A 16,590-nucleotide genomic window follows, 5' to 3' on the forward strand; every position below is an offset into this window, starting at 1 on the left:
GAACTTGACGCAACTTTCACAAATCTCTATTAGTTGCTGCAAGGTCGCATGGAAATTCCAAACAGCTCACCAAACGCTTTACACCATCCTTGGTCGCTCCGGAATTATATCCCTATAATTCAAGGTTGGTTCACTTGTTCGCAATTCCCATACTCCCATACATTGATATTGCTGTAAGTTGTGTTTGTGCAGGATTTAATGATTGCAGCGACACCTTAGTTGGTGATGAGTCTGTTTGAATGCTGGTTTTCAAAAACTTCTTTATCAGGGATGATAAAGCAGAGCGCCCATGGATGGGTTTACAGCGTTTTTTGAAAACCATGCTTCAAATGGACTTAACTCGTGGGAACTTGAAGCGACCTACACAAGTGCGCAAGATATAAAGCTGGGCTGAATCTAGAAGTCGGGTTACTTCCCTTTACTCATTTGTGATTGATAAGCATGTACTACTGTGTGCCAATTATGCATATGCCAATTTAGGTGCGGGAATTTGCCTTTTTCTTTTTCAAACGAACGCAATAAACGTTTTAAATTAGCTTGCTGCCATTTTTTATCTTTAGGCTTAAACTCACCGCGATCAAAATCAATTAACCAAACTTTGCCATCAGCATCCAGCATAATATTGTGAATATTCAAATCAGCGTGGTAAACACCATTTTGATGGAACTTGGCGATAGTTTTTCCGACGTTTTGCCACTCTTCTGCTTTAAGTGGGCGTTTAAGCAAAATGCCTATTAGATCTGTGGCGTTGTCAATTAACTGCATAATGATGTCAGCATGATAATGCAATAAATGTCGAGATAACTTGGCTGCAATAGGGGTAGGAACGGGTAAACCTAGCTGCTGCATTTGCAACAACATTTCAAACTCTAAAAAAACACGAGACTTTTGTACGCCTAAATAGAAGTAACCATCTTTAGCAAATTTGCCAACCAATCCACCACGGTAATAATGACGCAGCACATACTTCTGCTGACCTGTTTCAAAAAAATAGGTGATGTTGCGGCCTGTAGATTGACCAATTATCGCGTCTTGCTGATTCCAATGTTCAACATCAAACCACTCTGGCGTTATCACCAGTTGGGAATCTGGTGGCGCTATTAAATAGCCGGAATTGTCGCTAAAATTTGAGATAGTCGCTAAATATGGCAAAATTCACTGCTCTTATTATTGTTTTTTGTCAGTATACACGGATAAAAAGCGATAACAAAATATGTGCAACTTTTTACAGGAACCTTCAAATTGTCGCTAAAACCTGCGTTATTTTTAGATAGAGATGGTGTAATCAATGTTGATACTGGCTACGCGCATCAGATTAGCGAAATAGAATTTTGCGCTGGCATATTTGAATTGTGCCAACAAGCTAAAGCATTGGGATACGCAATTGTTGTCGTGACTAATCAAGCTGGGGTCGCGCGTGGTTTATATACAGAAGAAGATGTAAAAACATTACATGCTTGGATGCAAAGTCAATTTGCTGAACATGGCGTTACGATAGATAACTTCTATTATTGTCCACACCATGCAGATTATGGTGGGGTGCAATATCAACACAACTGTTTGTGCCGCAAACCTCAACCTGGCATGTTAAAACGTGCAGCGCGTGAACTGCAGTTAGATTTATCGCGTTCGATTATGATAGGTGACAGAATTTCCGATATGCAAGCTGCAGAAAGCGCTGGTGTACCCCAGCGAATATTGATATCTGAAGATCGCACTTTGGCACAGGCTCTCCCAGCGACAGGTATCGCCAGTGCGACTGCACATATTAAGTTAGCGTAAAGTTATATATGGAAGTTGGAGATAAAAAAGAAGCGGTAGACGGTGTGCAATGAGCTAACAAACCGTTTACCGCTTTCAAGCCACGGAGAAGAGTTAATAACTGTGGGTTAATCATTAACTCTGTGGACTATATTACTGATTAAATCCACGAATGCAAATGAAAATAATTATCAATAGCAAATAAATTTAGAACAAAAGGTAATTAGTGTGTAATTTTTTGTTCTAAATATCGCTTTTCACCACATTCACTCCACCTCGATCCATTTTTCACCACTTTTCAGCCACTTGTCGTTTTTACCTTTAAATACAGGATGTTTAATGGGATCGTTTGCCCAAATTTAGCCTTGACAAAACTTTATCTCAATCTCAAACTGTGCAAACGTGGTGTAAAGTGGGGTAAAGTGGATCAAATTTTATTAATTTGAATAAACTCACCCATAGAGCAAACAACAACAGTTAATCGAAACAGGTGAATTCAAGTGTTTAGAGGGGCCAATCCCATCACAATGGATGACAAAGGTCGGATCGCAATTCCGGCCCGTTATCGTGATGAGTTGCTAGAAGATAGCAACGGCCAAATCGTGTGCACAATTGACATATATTCACCTTGTTTACTCTTGTATCCCATGGCTGAGTGGGAGCAAGTTGAAAAACGCCTGCGTGGATTACGCGATAACAACCCAAGCGAGCGTAGATACAAACGTTTAATGTTGGGCAATGCGGTTGATAACGAAATTGATAAAAACGGCCGTTTTAATATCAGCGCAAATTTGCGTGCGCATGCAGGATTAGAAAAACAATTGATGTTAGTCGGCCAGCTGAACAAATTCGAAATATGGGATTTAGCAGCATGGGAAGCGCGCCAAGCTGAAGATATGGCAATTATCGAGTCTGGTGACTTCGAGTTAACCGACAATTTACAAGACTTTAATTTATAACAAAAAATAAGAAATATTATGCAAGCGTCTGGACATATAAGTGTGCTATTAGCCGAATCAATTGATGGATTAGCCATTAAACCAGACGGCGTCTATGTGGATTGCACTTTTGGTCGTGGTGGCCATAGCCGAGCGGTTTTAGACAAATTAGGTGAAAATGGTCGCTTGTATTCGTTTGACCAAGACCCAACAGCGATTGCTTGGGCGAAGGAACATTTTGACGACCCAAGATTTGAAATTATTCATGCTAATTTCAGTCAATTAGAACATGAAATGAACCAACGTGGTTTAGTTGGCAAAGTGGATGGTGTATTAGCCGATTTAGGTGTTAGCTCTCCACAACTTGATGAAGCTGAACGCGGATTCAGTTTTATGCGTGATGGGCCGTTAGATATGCGCATGAATCCAACAGTCGGTGTCAGTGCTGCTGAGTGGTTACAGCATGCCGACGAAGATGATATTGCATTTGTATTAAAAGAATATGGTGAAGAAAGGTTTGCGCGCCACATAGCTCGGGTGATTGTGCACGACAGAGACGAAAAACCTTTTAAGCGAACTAGTGATTTATCTAGTTTATTGGAACGAATAATAAAGAAGCGGGAACCGGGTAAACACCCTGCAACTCGTACGTTTCAAGCATTAAGAATTCAAGTGAATGGTGAATTAGACGCGATCAAAGTGGCTTTGACTGCGGCAACCAATATTTTGGCTAACGGCGGACGTTTGTCGGTGATTAGCTTTCATTCGCTAGAAGATCGCATAGTAAAACGTTTTATCAGCCATCAGAGTAAAGCTAAACCTGTGCCTAGGGGTTTACCTGTTACTGATGCTGAATTGAATAAAGACATTAGCTTAAAGCCTATTGGCAAAGCGATAAAACCAACTAAAGCTGAGTTGGAACTCAACCCGAGAGCTCGCAGCTCGGTATTGAGGATAGCAGAGCGTGTCGGACGTTAAGGCGCGCCAACCAAATTTGGCAAAGGTGCTAGTAACCGACTGGTTTGCGCATATTTGGATGATTATTTTAATTGTTGCTGTGCTGATTTCTGCTTACGCAGTGATTTATTACGCATGGGGCAATCGACAGCTGAATGCTGAAGTTCAGCAGTTGTTGGAAGACAAAGACAAATTAGATATAGATTGGCGACATATGTTGCTTGAGCACAATGCGTTATCTGAGCATAGCCGCATTGAACAAATAGCACGAGAAAAACTCAATATGGTCAGACCGCAAGGTCAACAAGAGAAAGTTATTAAACAACCATGAATAAACGTAAAGTTCAATTACAAGCAGGTACAGCACGCTGGCGGTTTTATACCGTTTTTGGCGTGATCTCGCTGGTATTTTGTGCTTTGTTAGCTCGTGCTGCTTATATTCAAGTTATTTCGCCAGATATGTTGCGTGAACAAGGTGATATGCGTACCCACAGAACCTTATCTGATACTGTGTTGCGTGGCATGATCACAGACCGTAATGGTTTAGAGTTAGCCATTAGTGTGCCGGTAAATACGGTTTGGGCTGATCCTAAACAAATTGCTCAAAGTAAATCACTGGAAAAAACACGTGAGTGGCGAGCATTAGCGGATATTTTACGTGTTGATTTAAACGAATTAACTGAACGAGTCGCCAGCAATCCTAATGGCCGTTTTGTCTATTTGGCCCGCCAAGTTTCGCCAGCAATGGCTGATTATGTCCGCCATTTAAAATTGCCTGGTGTACATTTGCGTCCAGAATCTAAACGTTATTATCCAGCAGCGGAAGTTAATGCCCACCTAGTTGGTATTACTAATATAGATGACATTGGTATAGATGGTATTGAAAAACTTTATAACGATGCATTGACTGGTGAAGAAGGGAAAAAGAGCATTTTACGTGATGCTAAAGGTCGCACTATTGACGTTTTGGCGGAAGAAGAATCACAGCAAGCAAAAGATGTGGTTTTGTCTATTGATCAACGTATTCAAACTTTAGCCTACCAAGAATTGAAAAAAGCCGTGCAGTATTACGAAGCTGATTCAGGTTCTGTGGTTGCTGTTGATATTGAGTCGGGCGAATTGCTCGCTATGGTCAATAGTCCTTCATACAACCCAAATAATCGTAAAACCATTACTGCCGCAGCTATGCGCAATCGTGCAATTACCGATACTTTTGAGCCTGGCTCATCAGTTAAACCGCTCACTGTGTTAGCCGCGTTAGAATTTGGCAGCGTTAATGCCAATACTATAGTCAACACGTCACCTGGTTGGTTGCAGATTGGTGGTCGTCGAGTGAGTGATAGTGGTCAAAACCACGGAAAATTAACTTTGGACGGCGTGCTGAAAAAGTCCAGTAATGTTGGTACCACTAAACTTGCGCTTGAATTGCCAACCGAACAATTTTTAGATGTTTTTTATAACGCAGGTTTTGGCTCTGATACTGGCACAGGTTTATTAGGTGAAAGCTCCGGCATATTTTATGACCGTCGGCGCTGGTCTGATTTTGAACGGGCAACTTTATCTTTTGGTTATGGGTTGTCGGTAACAGCAACTCAGCTCGCGCAAATGTACGCGACACTCGGGAATGGCGGAGTACGCCGCCCCTTAAGCATTTTAAAATTAGAACAACCATTACCCGGCGAACGGGTTTTTTCGCATAGTTCGAGCCGTCAATTATTGAAGATGATGGAAGCTGTATTAGACGAAGATGGTTCAGGTCATAGAGCAGCGGTTGAGGGATATAGAGTTGCTGGTAAAACAGGAACTAGTCGCAAGGCGGTTGCTGGTGGTTATGGTAACGACTATGTAGGTTTGTTTGCCGGCCTAGCACCTATCTCTAATCCTAAGCTTGCTTTGGTTGTACTGATTAATAATCCAAAAGGTGATAAATATCACGGTGGTGAAGTTGCCGCGCCTGTCTTTAGTAAAGTGATGGGTGGCGCATTACAAATTCTCAATGTGCCAACCGACAAAAATGATGATTTGCAGCTAGCTCAAGTCAAGGAGGCACAAAACGATGCCTGATTTAGACTTGAAACATAGTATTGAACAAATTATTCAATTAACGCTACCAGCACAAACTGTGGCTGGTTTAGCGATAGATAGCCGTCAAATTAAAACAGGTTACTGCTTTGTTGCTTTACAAGGCCATCAACAACATGGTTTAGCTTATGCTGAGCAAGCTGTTGAACACGGGGCGACTTTTATTTTAGCGGAAACTTTAGATGACGCTGAGCATGGTGCGCTTTCAGTTGTTGCTGACACGCCGTGTTTGTCGGTTTATCAGTTGTCTCGCTTAACTGGGATATTGGCATCTATTCAGTTTAATCATCCGAGCCATAAATTAGCTTTAGTTGGCACAACAGGAACAAATGGAAAAACCACAGTTTCTGATATGTTTGCACAGTTAAGCCTAGGTATTCAAAAAAACTCAGGTTATATCGGCACTTTAGGTTGTTATTGGTGGGATGCGGACAAGAATAAACATACAGCAAAACAGGGTTTAACAACGCCTGATGCTTTTACTTTGCAGCAGTTGTTAGCCAATATGTTGGATTCGGAAGTCAGCCAAGTTGCAATTGAAGTATCTTCGCACGCTTTGGCGCAAAATCGAGTTTCCGGTTGTCAGTTTGCGGCAGTTGCTTTTACCAATTTAACCCACGACCATTTAGATTATCATCAAGACATGCAGAGTTATTTTGTCTGTAAACAAAGTTTGTTTTTGCAAAATCCCAATACTTTTGCAGTTATTTGTACCGACAATGAGTACGGACAAAGTTTGCTGCAGTCGGTTATCAAACAGCGGGGTATAGATGCGGATCACAATGTTTTAGCCATTGGCCGCAATGCAGCTAAATTGCATACAAACGCTTGGCAAGTTGACTCAGTACAAGCAGTAGAGCAGGGTTTTGATATCAAGGTAGCGCTTACGTCTGCCGATAAGGCAAATCCACAGCAAGTTGACTGGCATGTGCCTTTGATTGGTGAATTTAATATAAATAATGCTTTAACTGCTTTGGCAATGTTGCAGCATGTTAATTCTGATTTGCTCGAATCTTGTATCTCTAATAATCAACAGCCATTTGCTAAATTAACTGCCTGTGCGGGTCGTATGGAAGTATTTAGCGCCAGCAATAAAGCCAAGATAGTTGTTGATTTTGCTCACACGCCTGATGCGCTGGCGCAAGCTTTGCAAGCAAGTCGACAACATTGCCAAGGAAAACTTTGGGTTGTGTTTGGTTGTGGTGGTGACAGAGACGCACAAAAACGTCCACTGATGGGAGAAATTGCTGCGGAGTTAGCTGATTATCTAGTGGTCACCAATGACAATCCTAGAAGTGAATCACCGGAAAAAATTGTTGCTGATATCTTAGCTGGCATATCAGCGAAGAATAAAGTTTCTGTTGAACAAGACAGAAAAAAAGCCATTGTCCAAACACTTGAAAATGCTGCAAGCGACGACTTAATTTTAGTTGCAGGTAAAGGCCATGAAACTAAACAAATTTTAGCTGATGGTGCTGTTGAATATGATGAACGCGCGTTTGTTAAACAGCTAATGGAGGCGCAAGCATGATCAGCCAAACATTAGCTGTGTTACAACAAGTTACCCAAGGCCAACTGATTGCATCTAGCCAATATTCGCTTGAACAAGTATTGGCTTTGACTGTGAGTCATATTTCAACCGATACGCGTAAAATAACTAAAGGTGACTGCTATTTAGCGCTTAAAGGTGAGCGTTTTGACGGCCATGATTTTTGCCAACAAGCGGTTGATGCCGGTGCTGAATTTTTAATAGTCAGCCAGCAGCAGAATATTGATGTACCTCAGCTCGTAGTAGCGGATACACGTATCGCACTTGGTGTCATTGCTGCGTATAACAAACAACAAGCAAAAGTTAAAACTATTGCGGTAACTGGCAGTGCGGGTAAAACCACAGTTAAAGAAATGCTCTCGGCGATTTGTAGCCAAGCAGGTAAAACTTTAGCGACTAAAGGCAACTTTAATAATGATATTGGTGCGCCACTGACCTTGTTGCAATTATCTGCGTCAGATGAATACGCTGTCATAGAATTAGGCGCAAATCACATAGGTGAAATTGCCTACACAGTGAATTTGGTCAAACCTGATGTTGCTTTGGTGAATAACGTAAGTGCAGCACATTTAGAAGGTTTTGGCTCAATTGCAGGTGTTGTGCAAGCAAAAGGTGAAATATACAGTGGTTTAGCTGAGCAAGGTATTGCGATTGTTAATGCTGATTTAGCTTGTGCGGATGATTGGTTGCCGGTTATCGGCGGGCGTCCACAAATTCGTTTTTCCACCGAACCTTTTGCGGATGTTTATTTAGTTAATTTGCAGCTAAATGAAAGTTTGTGTGCTGAATTTAGCTGGGTTTATTGCGGCAGTGAATATCCGGTAACTTTGAATATTCCAGGTATTCACAATGCCAACAATGCACTTGCGGCAATTAGCTGTGCGTTAGCTATAGGTATTAAACCTGAGCATATCTGCACTGGCTTGAGTCAAGCACAAACTGTTGCTGGCCGAGTTAAACCTATTCAATTAGGTCAGCTTACCGTTATTGATGACAGTTACAACGCCAATCAAGGTTCGATGCAAGCTGCAATTGATTTGCTCAAACATGCTAATGCCAAACGCCTGTTTGTAATGGGTGATATGGGCGAAATGGGCAAATATGCGCAAGATATTCATCAGCAAGTGGGTGAATACGCGCTGAATGCAGAGTTAGACGGCTTTTATGTTAAAGGTGATTGGGTCAAGTTCGCACAAGCTGATGCCAATTACCAATTCGATTCATTTGATAAGTTAAATCAAACACTGATACAACAAATTGATCAGTTTATCGCTGATCCACAACACAATCAGAAGGTAGTTGTTTTGATTAAAGGGTCTCGTAGTTCTGGCATGGACAAGCTAGTTGATATGTTAGTAGCGCACTATCAGTCCACTAATGCTGTGGAGGGTAGCGCATGTTAGTTTGGTTAGCACAATGGTTAACTGAAAATGTTGATCCCGGTTTTAATGTTTTTTCTTATCTAACTTTCCGTTCGATATTAAGCATTTTAACTGGTTTAGGTTTGTCTCTTTATTTGGGACCTAAGCTGATTCGTTATTTGCAACGTATGCAGATTGGTCAAACTGTGCGTGATGATGGGCCAGAATCTCATTTATCAAAATCAGGCACGCCGACTATGGGCGGTTTGTTGATTTTGGGGTCAATCGCAACTTCGGTTTTGTTGTGGGCAGATTTAACCAATAGATATGTATTAGTTACTTTGTTTGTAGTGTTGGCATTTGGTGCAATTGGTTTTGTTGATGACTATCGCAAAGTGATCCGCAAAGACAGCAAAGGCTTAATCGCTCGCTGGAAGTATTTTTGGCAGTCAGTCACAGCGACTATTGTTGCGGTTATTTTGTATATGACACAACAGCAAGCGGCTGAAACTCAGTTGTTGATCCCATTTTTTAAAGAAGTGATGCCACAGCTTGGGCTGTTTTTTATTGTCACAACTTATTTTGTGATTGTCGGCACCAGTAACGCTGTTAATTTAACAGATGGGTTAGATGGTTTAGCTATAGTACCAACCATTATGGTTGCTTGTGCATTTGCCATCATTGCTTACGTAACCGGCAACGTAAACTTTTCGTCTTACTTAAATATTCCGTACATTCCAGAAACCAGTGAGTTGGTGATAGTTTGTACCGCAATATTTGGTGCCGGTTTAGGCTTTTTATGGTTCAACACTTATCCAGCACAAGTATTTATGGGTGATGTTGGTTCATTAGCACTAGGCGCAACTTTAGGCGTAATTGCTGTATTGGTACGGCAAGAAATTGTTTTAGTGATTATGGGCGGTGTGTTTGTAATGGAAACAGTGTCGGTAATTTTACAAGTCGGCAGTTATAAGTTACGCGGCCAACGCATATTTAGAATGGCACCTATACATCACCATTACGAATTAAAAGGCTGGCCTGAGCCTAGGGTAATAGTCCGTTTCTGGATTATTAGTTTGGTATTAGTTTTGATTGGATTAGCAACACTCAAGTTAAGATAAAATGCAAACAGAGCAAGCAAAACCAACATTTAATGAACATTTGAAGCGCTTTTGGCAAAGCGCTTTTGGTGTTTCTGACGCGCACGATTTATATGATCGCAGTATTGTATTGTTGGCGTTGGCTTTGGCTATGTTAGGTTTGATTATGGTTGCTTCTGCATCTTTGCCTTATGCGATGCGAGAGTTTGATAATCCGCTGCATTTTGTTATTCGCCATGGCATTTATTTGGTGTTGGCTGCTGGTATCGCCTTATTTGTTGTACAACTACCACTCAGTTGGTGGGAAAAATATAACCCATATTTATTGATGGCAGCTCTGTTGTTATTGGTTGCAGTGCTCATAGTCGGCCGCACTGTTAATGGTGCAACTCGTTGGTTGGCGATTGGCCCAATTAATATTCAAGCAGCAGAACCTGCAAAGTTATTTTTCTTTGCTTATTTGGCTGGTTATTTAGTTAGACGTGAGCAAGAGATTAAGCAGAATTTAAAAGGCTTTTTAAAACCGCTAGCTGTGTTTTTTGTATTGGCACTTTTGTTATTAATGCAGCCAGATTTGGGCACTGTGATTGTGATGTTTGCCACTACTGTTGGTTTATTGTTTTTGGCTGGCTCTAAGTTAATTCAGTTTTTCTCGCTGTTTTTAACCGGTATTTTCGCCATAGTTGTTTTGATTGTGGTTGAGCCATATCGTATGCGCCGAATTTTGTCTTTTATGGACCCATGGGCTGATCCTTTTGGTAATGGCTATCAGCTTACACAGAGTTTAATGGCATATGGCCGTGGTGACTGGTTTGGTATGGGTTTAGGTAACAGTATTCAAAAACTAGATTATTTACCAGAAGCACATACAGATTTTGTTTTTGCAATTTTAGCTGAAGAGTTTGGATATTTTGGTGTAGCTGTTGTGGTTATCGCGCTATTTTGTTTGGTCGGCAAAACCTTAAGTTTAGGTAATCGAGCAATGACGGCTGAGCGCCCATTTGCTGGTTATGTTGCGTATGCAATTGCAATTTGGATGAGTTTTCAGTCAGCGGTCAATATTGGCGCAAGTGCGGGTTTATTACCAACTAAAGGTTTGACTCTGCCTTTGGTTAGTTATGGTGGTAGTAGTTTAATTGTTATGAGTATTGCGGTTGCATTAATTGTCCGTATTGATCACGAATTAAGATTAATGAAAACCCAAGCAACACGTAAGTCAGTTAATACTTTGGTTAAAGCGAAAAATAAATCGAATAAAAAAGCTAAATCAGACGAGCAGACAACGCCAGCTATCACAACTCAGGAGGCGTTATTAAATGAATAAACGTCTTTTGATTATGGCTGGTGGCACTGGCGGGCATATTTTTCCTGGGTTAGCGGTTGCAGATGAATTGGCTGCAAAAGGTTGGCAAATTTTGTGGTTAGGCACAGCTGACCGCATGGAAGCAGACCTAGTACCACAGGCAGGTTACGATATTGAATTTATCAAAATAAAAGGTGTGCGTGGCAAAGGTTTTATCACTAAGTTGCTGACACCATTTAAGTTGTTAGCAGCTGTACTTGCGGCGCGTAAAGTTATCAAAACATTTAAACCAAATGTTATTGCAGGTTTTGGTGGATATGTCGCTTTACCCGGTGGAATTGCAGCTAAGCTTACTGGCACGCCGTTAGTGATACACGAGCAAAATGCAGTTGCTGGTATGACTAATAAAATATTAGCCAAGTGGGCAAACAAAGTATTTTGTGCGTTTGAGCAAGTGGCGGGTTTAAACAATTATGCTGTCGTCGGTAACCCAATTCGTGCAGATATTTTAGCCAAACCGCAGCGACGCACAGATGTAACTGTTGATGGACAAGCGGCGGTTAAAATTTTAGTGGTAGGTGGCAGTTTAGGTGCACAAGCATTAAATACTTATGTGCCGCAGGCTATCGCGCAGTTAGATACAAAGGTGCAAATTAACATTGTCCATCAGTGTGGCAAAGGCAACTTGCAGGTTACAGAACAAGCTTATCAACAACTTGCGGATAACAAGCAAATGTCAGCTCAGGTACTTGAATTTATTGGTGATATGGCCAGTGCATATGCCCAAGCTGATTTAGTGATATGCCGTGCGGGAGCGTTAACTGTATCGGAAATCGCCGCCATTGGCGTTGCGAGTATTTTTGTGCCATTGCCACACGCAGTAGACGATCACCAAACCAAGAATGCACAGGCATTAGAAAGTGTTGGCGCGGCTAAAATTTTAGCCCAATCGCAGTTAGCGCAAGGTTTGTTAAAACCTGTGTTAGAAGAATTATTTGCCGATGGGCAAAACAAGTTACAACAAATGGCACAAGCCTGCGCTCAGGTTGCAAAACTGGATGCGCAAAAAAATGTCGCCGCAGAAATAGAATTATTAGCAGTAGGACAAAAATGAAAGTAACCAACAATAGCGAATTTAAAATACCAGAAATGCGCCGCGTCAACCTGATTCATATGGTTGGCATTGGTGGTGCGGGTATGTGTGGTATCGCTGAAGTATTGTTGACAGATGGTTATCGAGTATCTGGCTCAGATATCGCCGAAAGTGCCAATACACAAAGACTAACAGAGCTTGGCGCTGAAATTATGATCGGCCACCGCGAACAAAATGTCGCGGGTGCTGATGTTGTGGTGATCTCTAGCGCGGTTAAACAAGATAACCCAGAAGTGGTTGCTGCAACCAATGCACGTATCCCGGTGATCCGCCGTGCAGAAATGCTTGCGGAAATTATGCGTTATCGCCATGGCATTGCGGTTGCGGGCACACATGGTAAAACCACAACAACCAGTTTAATTGCAAGTGTGTTTGGCCAAGCTGAGCTTGATCCCACTTTTATTATTGGCGGGCGCTTAAACAGTGCACAAACTAATGCAAGATTAGGTCGTAGCCGCTATTTAGTTGCTGAAGCTGATGAGAGTGATGCGTCGTTTTTACATCTACAGCCTATGGTGTCTGTGGTGACCAATATCGAAGCCGATCATATGGATACCTATGACGGTGACTTCGACAAAATGCTCGCAACTTACAAAGAATTTCTCCACAACCTACCATTTTATGGTTTGGCTGTGTTGTGTATTGACGACGAAAATGTTGCTAAGTTAGCCGAACAAATAGGTCGTAACTATATTACCTATGGTTTTAGTGAAAGTGCTGATTTCCAAATCAGCGACTTTAAACAAATTGGCAAACAAACCCACTTTGTGGTGAAACGCAATTTGCATAAAAACTTGCCGGATTTACAGGTTAAGCTCAATTTACCTGGTTATCACAATGCGTTAAATGCAACCGCGGCAATCGCTGTCGCAACTGATGAAGGCATAGCAGATGCACAAATTTTAGCTGCATTAGATGCGTTTGCAGGCATAGGCCGACGTTTTGAACAATTGGGTCAATACCCAGTGGCTGATGGTGAAATTGAGTTTATCGACGATTATGGTCACCATCCAACTGAAGTTTTAGCAACCATTAAAGCGATTCGTGCTGCTTATCCTGAACGACGTTTAGTCATGGCTTATCAGCCACATAGATATACACGTACACGTGATTTGTACGATGATTTTGTTCAAGTATTATCACAAGTCGATTTATTGCTGTTATTAGAAGTATATAGCGCAGGCGAAGCCAGCATAGTTGGCGCGGATAGCCGCAGTTTATGTCGTTCTATTCGCCAACGTGGGGTGATAGATCCTGTATATGTAGCAACGCCAGAGCAGTTGCCAGCCGAGTTGTCGAATATTTTGCAAGCGGGCGATATTGTCATTACCCAAGGTGCCGGCAACATAGGTGCCGTGGCTAAGTTATTAGAAACGCTCGCTTTTGATAAAGAAAAAATGCAGGCCTACAGTGCGCAGCAACTGGAGGATGGCAAATGAGTGATATGAACACACAATATCAAAAGGTCGCTGTACTGCATGGTGGTACATCTGCTGAGCGTGAAATATCTCTTAAATCAGGCAAAGCGGTTTTTCAAGCTTTGGTTAAGCAAGGTATTAACGCTGAGCTAATTGATACCAAAGTGACTTCGCCATTGTTGCTTAAACAAATGGGCTTTTCACATGTATTTATTGCTTTGCATGGTCGCGGTGGTGAGGATGGTGTGATTCAAGGTGTACTTGAATACTTAGATTTGCCTTATACCGGCAGTCGAGTATTAGGCTCTGCCTTGGCTATGGATAAAGTGCGTACTAAACAAGTATGGCAAAGTTGTGGTTTGCCAACGGCTAAATACCTGAGAGTCAATCCAAATATGCAATTGGATTTTGCCCAAATATTAGAGTCGCTAGGCGGCTGTGTATTTGTAAAACCAGCTCGCGAGGGCAGCAGTATTGGCATGAGCCGAGCGCAAACAGTAACTGAGCTGACAGATGCTGTTAGCAATGCGTTTGAATTTGATTCAGATGTATTAATTGAACAATTTATCAATGGCCCAGAATACACAATAGCTGTGGTTGATGGCAAAGCTTTACCTGCTATTCGCACACAAACGGATCGCGGATTTTACGACTACGAAGCTAAGTATTTATCCAACACTACGCAATATCATTGCCCATGTGGTTTGAATGCTGAAGATGAAACTTATGCGCAACAATTGGCGCAACAAGCTTTTGCTGCAGTGCAAGCAGACGGTTGGGGTCGAGTAGATATGATGCGTGATGCGGATGGTCAGTTTTATTTATTAGAAGTAAATACAGTGCCAGGCATGACGGAAAAAAGTTTGGTGCCAATGGCAGCGCGAGCGACAGGTTTAGACTTTGAGTCTTTGGTTTTAAAAATATTGTCGTTGGCTAAGTAAAGATGAAAACGGCTGTAGTGGAGTTTTTTAAACGCGCAGAGTGGCCGTTTTGGATTGGCGTAATATTTTTTATTGCTGTGTTGGTCAGTTGTGTGCGGTTAGCTTTTAAAACACAACAATGGTTGGAAGATGGCAGTCAACTGCCGGTAAAACGTTTGGTGGTTGAAGGCAACAACCAATATGTGACTAAGCAGGATGTTTATAACGCTTTATTGCCTATGTTGCAGCAGAGTTTTTACGCATTAGACGTAAACAAAGCACAACAAGCAGTAGAAAAAATTGATTGGGTGTATTGGGCGGCAATTCGAAAAGAGTGGCCAGATACACTGAAAGTAAATTTGGTAGAACAAAAACCAGTGGTGATTTGGAATAGCGATTTTTTGCTCAATCACAAAGGTGAGGTTTACCAAGCAAGGCAAGACAGGCTGCAAATAAGTTTACCAAACTTGTTTGGCCCAGAAGGCGAGGAACTAAAAGCATTAAAGCTTTTTACTGATTATTCAGAGTTGCTTGCATTGCACGGAATAAGCGCGGTTGAAATGACCATGTCAGAACGCTATGCGGTTGATATGGCATTAAACAACGGCATAAAACTAAATCTTGGACGAGAAAATGGCGTTGCACGGATAAAAAGATTTTTAGAGTTTTATCCTGCCTTGGTGGAACAACATCAAGTAGAATATGTCGATTTACGCTACGACACGGGATTTGCGGTTGGGGAACAAATAAAGCTGCCGGAAACGGCTGGTTAATTGGCAGAGTAGATATGTCAAAAACATTAGAAAGAAATTTAATCGTTGGCTTAGACATAGGCACGGCAAAAGTGGTTGCTGTGGTAGGTGAAATATTGCCCGACAATACAGTCAGTGTTGTTGGTGTTGGCTCGCACGCGTCTGAAGGTATGGACAAAGGTGGGGTTAACAATATTGAACTTGTGATCAAGTCGATAAAACGCGCGGTGCACGAAGCAGAAATGATGTCAGACTGCCAAATTTCGTCTGTGTATTTGGCGATCTCTGGTCGTCATATTAAGTGCCAAAACGAAAATGGCATGGTGACAATTCATGAAAAAGAAGTCACCAATGATGATGTTGACAATGTTATTCATACTGCGAAGTCAGTGCCATTGCCTGCAGAGCGCATGGTGCTGCATGTGTTGCCGCAAGAATTCAGTGTGGATGTGCAAGAAGGCATTAAAAGCCCTGTTGGTATGTCAGGTGTGCGTTTAGAAGCGCAAGTGCATTTAATTACCTGTGCCAACGATATGGCGAAAAACATTGTTAAATGTGTTGAACGCTGTGGCTTAAAAGTAGAAGCCTTAGTTGCATCATCTTTAGCGTCTAGCTACGCAGTGTTAACCGATGATGAAAAAGAATTAGGTGTGGGTGTGGTTGATGTTGGTGCTGGCACTATGGACTTAGTTGTCTATGCCAACAGCGCAATTCGTCATACCTCAGTTATTGCTGTCGCTGGTAATCAAGTGACCAAGGACATAGCACAAATTTTTAGAACGCCGTTGAGTCATGCAGAACAAATAAAAATTAAGTATGCATGTGCACAAAGGCATATGGTGAGTTTGGAAGAGAGCATAGAGGTGCCTAGTGTAGGTGGTAGACCCGCACGCTCTATGTCGCGCCACACTTTAGCGGAAGTTGTTGAGCCAAGATATCAAGAGCTTTATGACTTAGTAATGGAAGACATTCGCAAGAGTGGTTGGGAAGAACAAATGGCTGCCGGTATCGTATTAACTGGTGGCACAGGCAAGATGGAAGGGGCAGTTGAATTAGCCGAAGAAGTTTTTCAAATGCCCGTCCGACTGGGTTATCCAGTCAAATTGAAAGGTTTAACTGAATATGTAGACGATCCTGTCTACGCCACCGCCATTGGTTTATTACATTATGGCAAAGAAGACTTACAAGAGAAGTATGCAAACCATGATGAAAATCAAGGTGTAAGTAACTGGTGGCAGCGTATTCAGAGCTGGTTTAAGGGTGAGTTTTAATTTTAAAAGCAGGTGTGTAGGAGAA

At 41.9% G+C, this 16,590-nt stretch carries 15 protein-coding genes; 14 read left to right on the forward strand and 1 reads right to left on the reverse strand.

Annotation, left to right across the window (positions count from 1 at the left end; genetic code table 11):
- Nucleotides 1–408: 408 nt before the first annotated feature.
- Nucleotides 409–1,152: a 3-deoxy-D-manno-octulosonic acid kinase gene (locus tag ACMZOO_RS11685; protein ID WP_440903517.1), complete on the reverse strand. Its 744-nt coding sequence runs from the start codon at nucleotides 1,150–1,152 to the stop codon at nucleotides 409–411.
- Between the two features lie 90 nt (nucleotides 1,153–1,242).
- Between ACMZOO_RS11685 and gmhB the strand changes: the two genes are divergently transcribed.
- The 14 genes from gmhB to ftsA all read left to right on the forward strand — a co-directional run bounded on the left by gmhB (nucleotide 1,243) and on the right by ftsA (nucleotide 16,565).
- On the forward strand, nucleotides 1,243–1,782 hold the full coding sequence (gmhB, locus tag ACMZOO_RS11690) for a D-glycero-beta-D-manno-heptose 1,7-bisphosphate 7-phosphatase (protein WP_440903518.1): 540 nt from the start codon (nucleotides 1,243–1,245) through the stop codon (nucleotides 1,780–1,782).
- A 479-nt stretch (nucleotides 1,783–2,261) separates the two neighbouring features.
- Complete coding sequence (gene mraZ, locus ACMZOO_RS11695) at nucleotides 2,262–2,720, forward strand: division/cell wall cluster transcriptional repressor MraZ (RefSeq protein ID WP_026016914.1); 459 nt, start codon at nucleotides 2,262–2,264, stop codon at nucleotides 2,718–2,720.
- A 15-nt stretch (nucleotides 2,721–2,735) separates the two neighbouring features.
- Nucleotides 2,736–3,677 carry a 16S rRNA (cytosine(1402)-N(4))-methyltransferase RsmH gene (gene rsmH / locus ACMZOO_RS11700; protein WP_440906301.1) on the forward strand — a complete coding sequence of 314 codons (942 nt, stop codon included), beginning with the start codon at nucleotides 2,736–2,738 and terminating at the stop codon, nucleotides 3,675–3,677.
- A complete protein-coding gene (gene ftsL, locus ACMZOO_RS11705) occupies nucleotides 3,664–3,987 on the forward strand; it encodes a cell division protein FtsL (RefSeq protein WP_440903519.1) in 324 nt (107 codons plus the stop codon). Before rsmH ends, ftsL begins: the two co-directional genes overlap by 14 nt.
- Nucleotides 3,984–5,720 (forward strand): penicillin-binding transpeptidase domain-containing protein, encoded by a 1,737-nt coding sequence (locus ACMZOO_RS11710; RefSeq protein ID WP_440903520.1) that lies wholly within the window; start codon nucleotides 3,984–3,986, stop codon nucleotides 5,718–5,720. The genes ftsL and ACMZOO_RS11710 overlap by 4 nt, the downstream gene beginning before the upstream one ends.
- The gene (locus ACMZOO_RS11715; protein WP_440903521.1) at nucleotides 5,713–7,269 is read left to right on the forward strand and encodes a UDP-N-acetylmuramoyl-L-alanyl-D-glutamate--2,6-diaminopimelate ligase; all 1,557 of its coding nucleotides are present in this window, start codon (nucleotides 5,713–5,715) and stop codon (nucleotides 7,267–7,269) included. The genes ACMZOO_RS11710 and ACMZOO_RS11715 overlap by 8 nt, the downstream gene beginning before the upstream one ends.
- Nucleotides 7,266–8,690 (forward strand): UDP-N-acetylmuramoyl-tripeptide--D-alanyl-D-alanine ligase, encoded by a 1,425-nt coding sequence (locus ACMZOO_RS11720; protein ID WP_440903522.1) that lies wholly within the window; start codon nucleotides 7,266–7,268, stop codon nucleotides 8,688–8,690. Before ACMZOO_RS11715 ends, ACMZOO_RS11720 begins: the two co-directional genes overlap by 4 nt.
- Nucleotides 8,684–9,769, forward strand: coding sequence for a phospho-N-acetylmuramoyl-pentapeptide-transferase (gene mraY / locus ACMZOO_RS11725; RefSeq protein ID WP_440903523.1), 1,086 nt, complete (start codon nucleotides 8,684–8,686; stop codon nucleotides 9,767–9,769). Before ACMZOO_RS11720 ends, mraY begins: the two co-directional genes overlap by 7 nt.
- A 1-nt stretch (nucleotide 9,770) precedes the next feature.
- The gene (gene ftsW / locus ACMZOO_RS11730) at nucleotides 9,771–11,072 is read left to right on the forward strand and encodes a cell division protein FtsW (RefSeq protein WP_440903524.1); all 1,302 of its coding nucleotides are present in this window, start codon (nucleotides 9,771–9,773) and stop codon (nucleotides 11,070–11,072) included.
- Nucleotides 11,065–12,165: an undecaprenyldiphospho-muramoylpentapeptide beta-N-acetylglucosaminyltransferase gene (murG, locus tag ACMZOO_RS11735; protein ID WP_440903525.1), complete on the forward strand. Its 1,101-nt coding sequence runs from the start codon at nucleotides 11,065–11,067 to the stop codon at nucleotides 12,163–12,165. Before ftsW ends, murG begins: the two co-directional genes overlap by 8 nt.
- Nucleotides 12,162–13,643, forward strand: coding sequence for a UDP-N-acetylmuramate--L-alanine ligase (gene murC, locus ACMZOO_RS11740; RefSeq protein WP_440903526.1), 1,482 nt, complete (start codon nucleotides 12,162–12,164; stop codon nucleotides 13,641–13,643). The genes murG and murC overlap by 4 nt, the downstream gene beginning before the upstream one ends.
- The gene (locus ACMZOO_RS11745) at nucleotides 13,640–14,563 is read left to right on the forward strand and encodes a D-alanine--D-alanine ligase (protein WP_440903527.1); all 924 of its coding nucleotides are present in this window, start codon (nucleotides 13,640–13,642) and stop codon (nucleotides 14,561–14,563) included. The genes murC and ACMZOO_RS11745 overlap by 4 nt, the downstream gene beginning before the upstream one ends.
- Nucleotides 14,564–14,565: 2 nt before the next feature.
- Nucleotides 14,566–15,315 (forward strand): cell division protein FtsQ/DivIB, encoded by a 750-nt coding sequence (locus ACMZOO_RS11750; RefSeq protein WP_440903528.1) that lies wholly within the window; start codon nucleotides 14,566–14,568, stop codon nucleotides 15,313–15,315.
- A 14-nt stretch (nucleotides 15,316–15,329) separates the two neighbouring features.
- Nucleotides 15,330–16,565: a cell division protein FtsA gene (gene ftsA, locus ACMZOO_RS11755; protein WP_016957115.1), complete on the forward strand. Its 1,236-nt coding sequence runs from the start codon at nucleotides 15,330–15,332 to the stop codon at nucleotides 16,563–16,565.
- The last annotated feature ends 25 nt before the right edge of the window (nucleotides 16,566–16,590 follow it).

It is taken from the genome of Catenovulum sp. SX2, assembly GCF_052056295.1.
GTDB lineage: Bacteria > Pseudomonadota > Gammaproteobacteria > Enterobacterales > Alteromonadaceae > Catenovulum.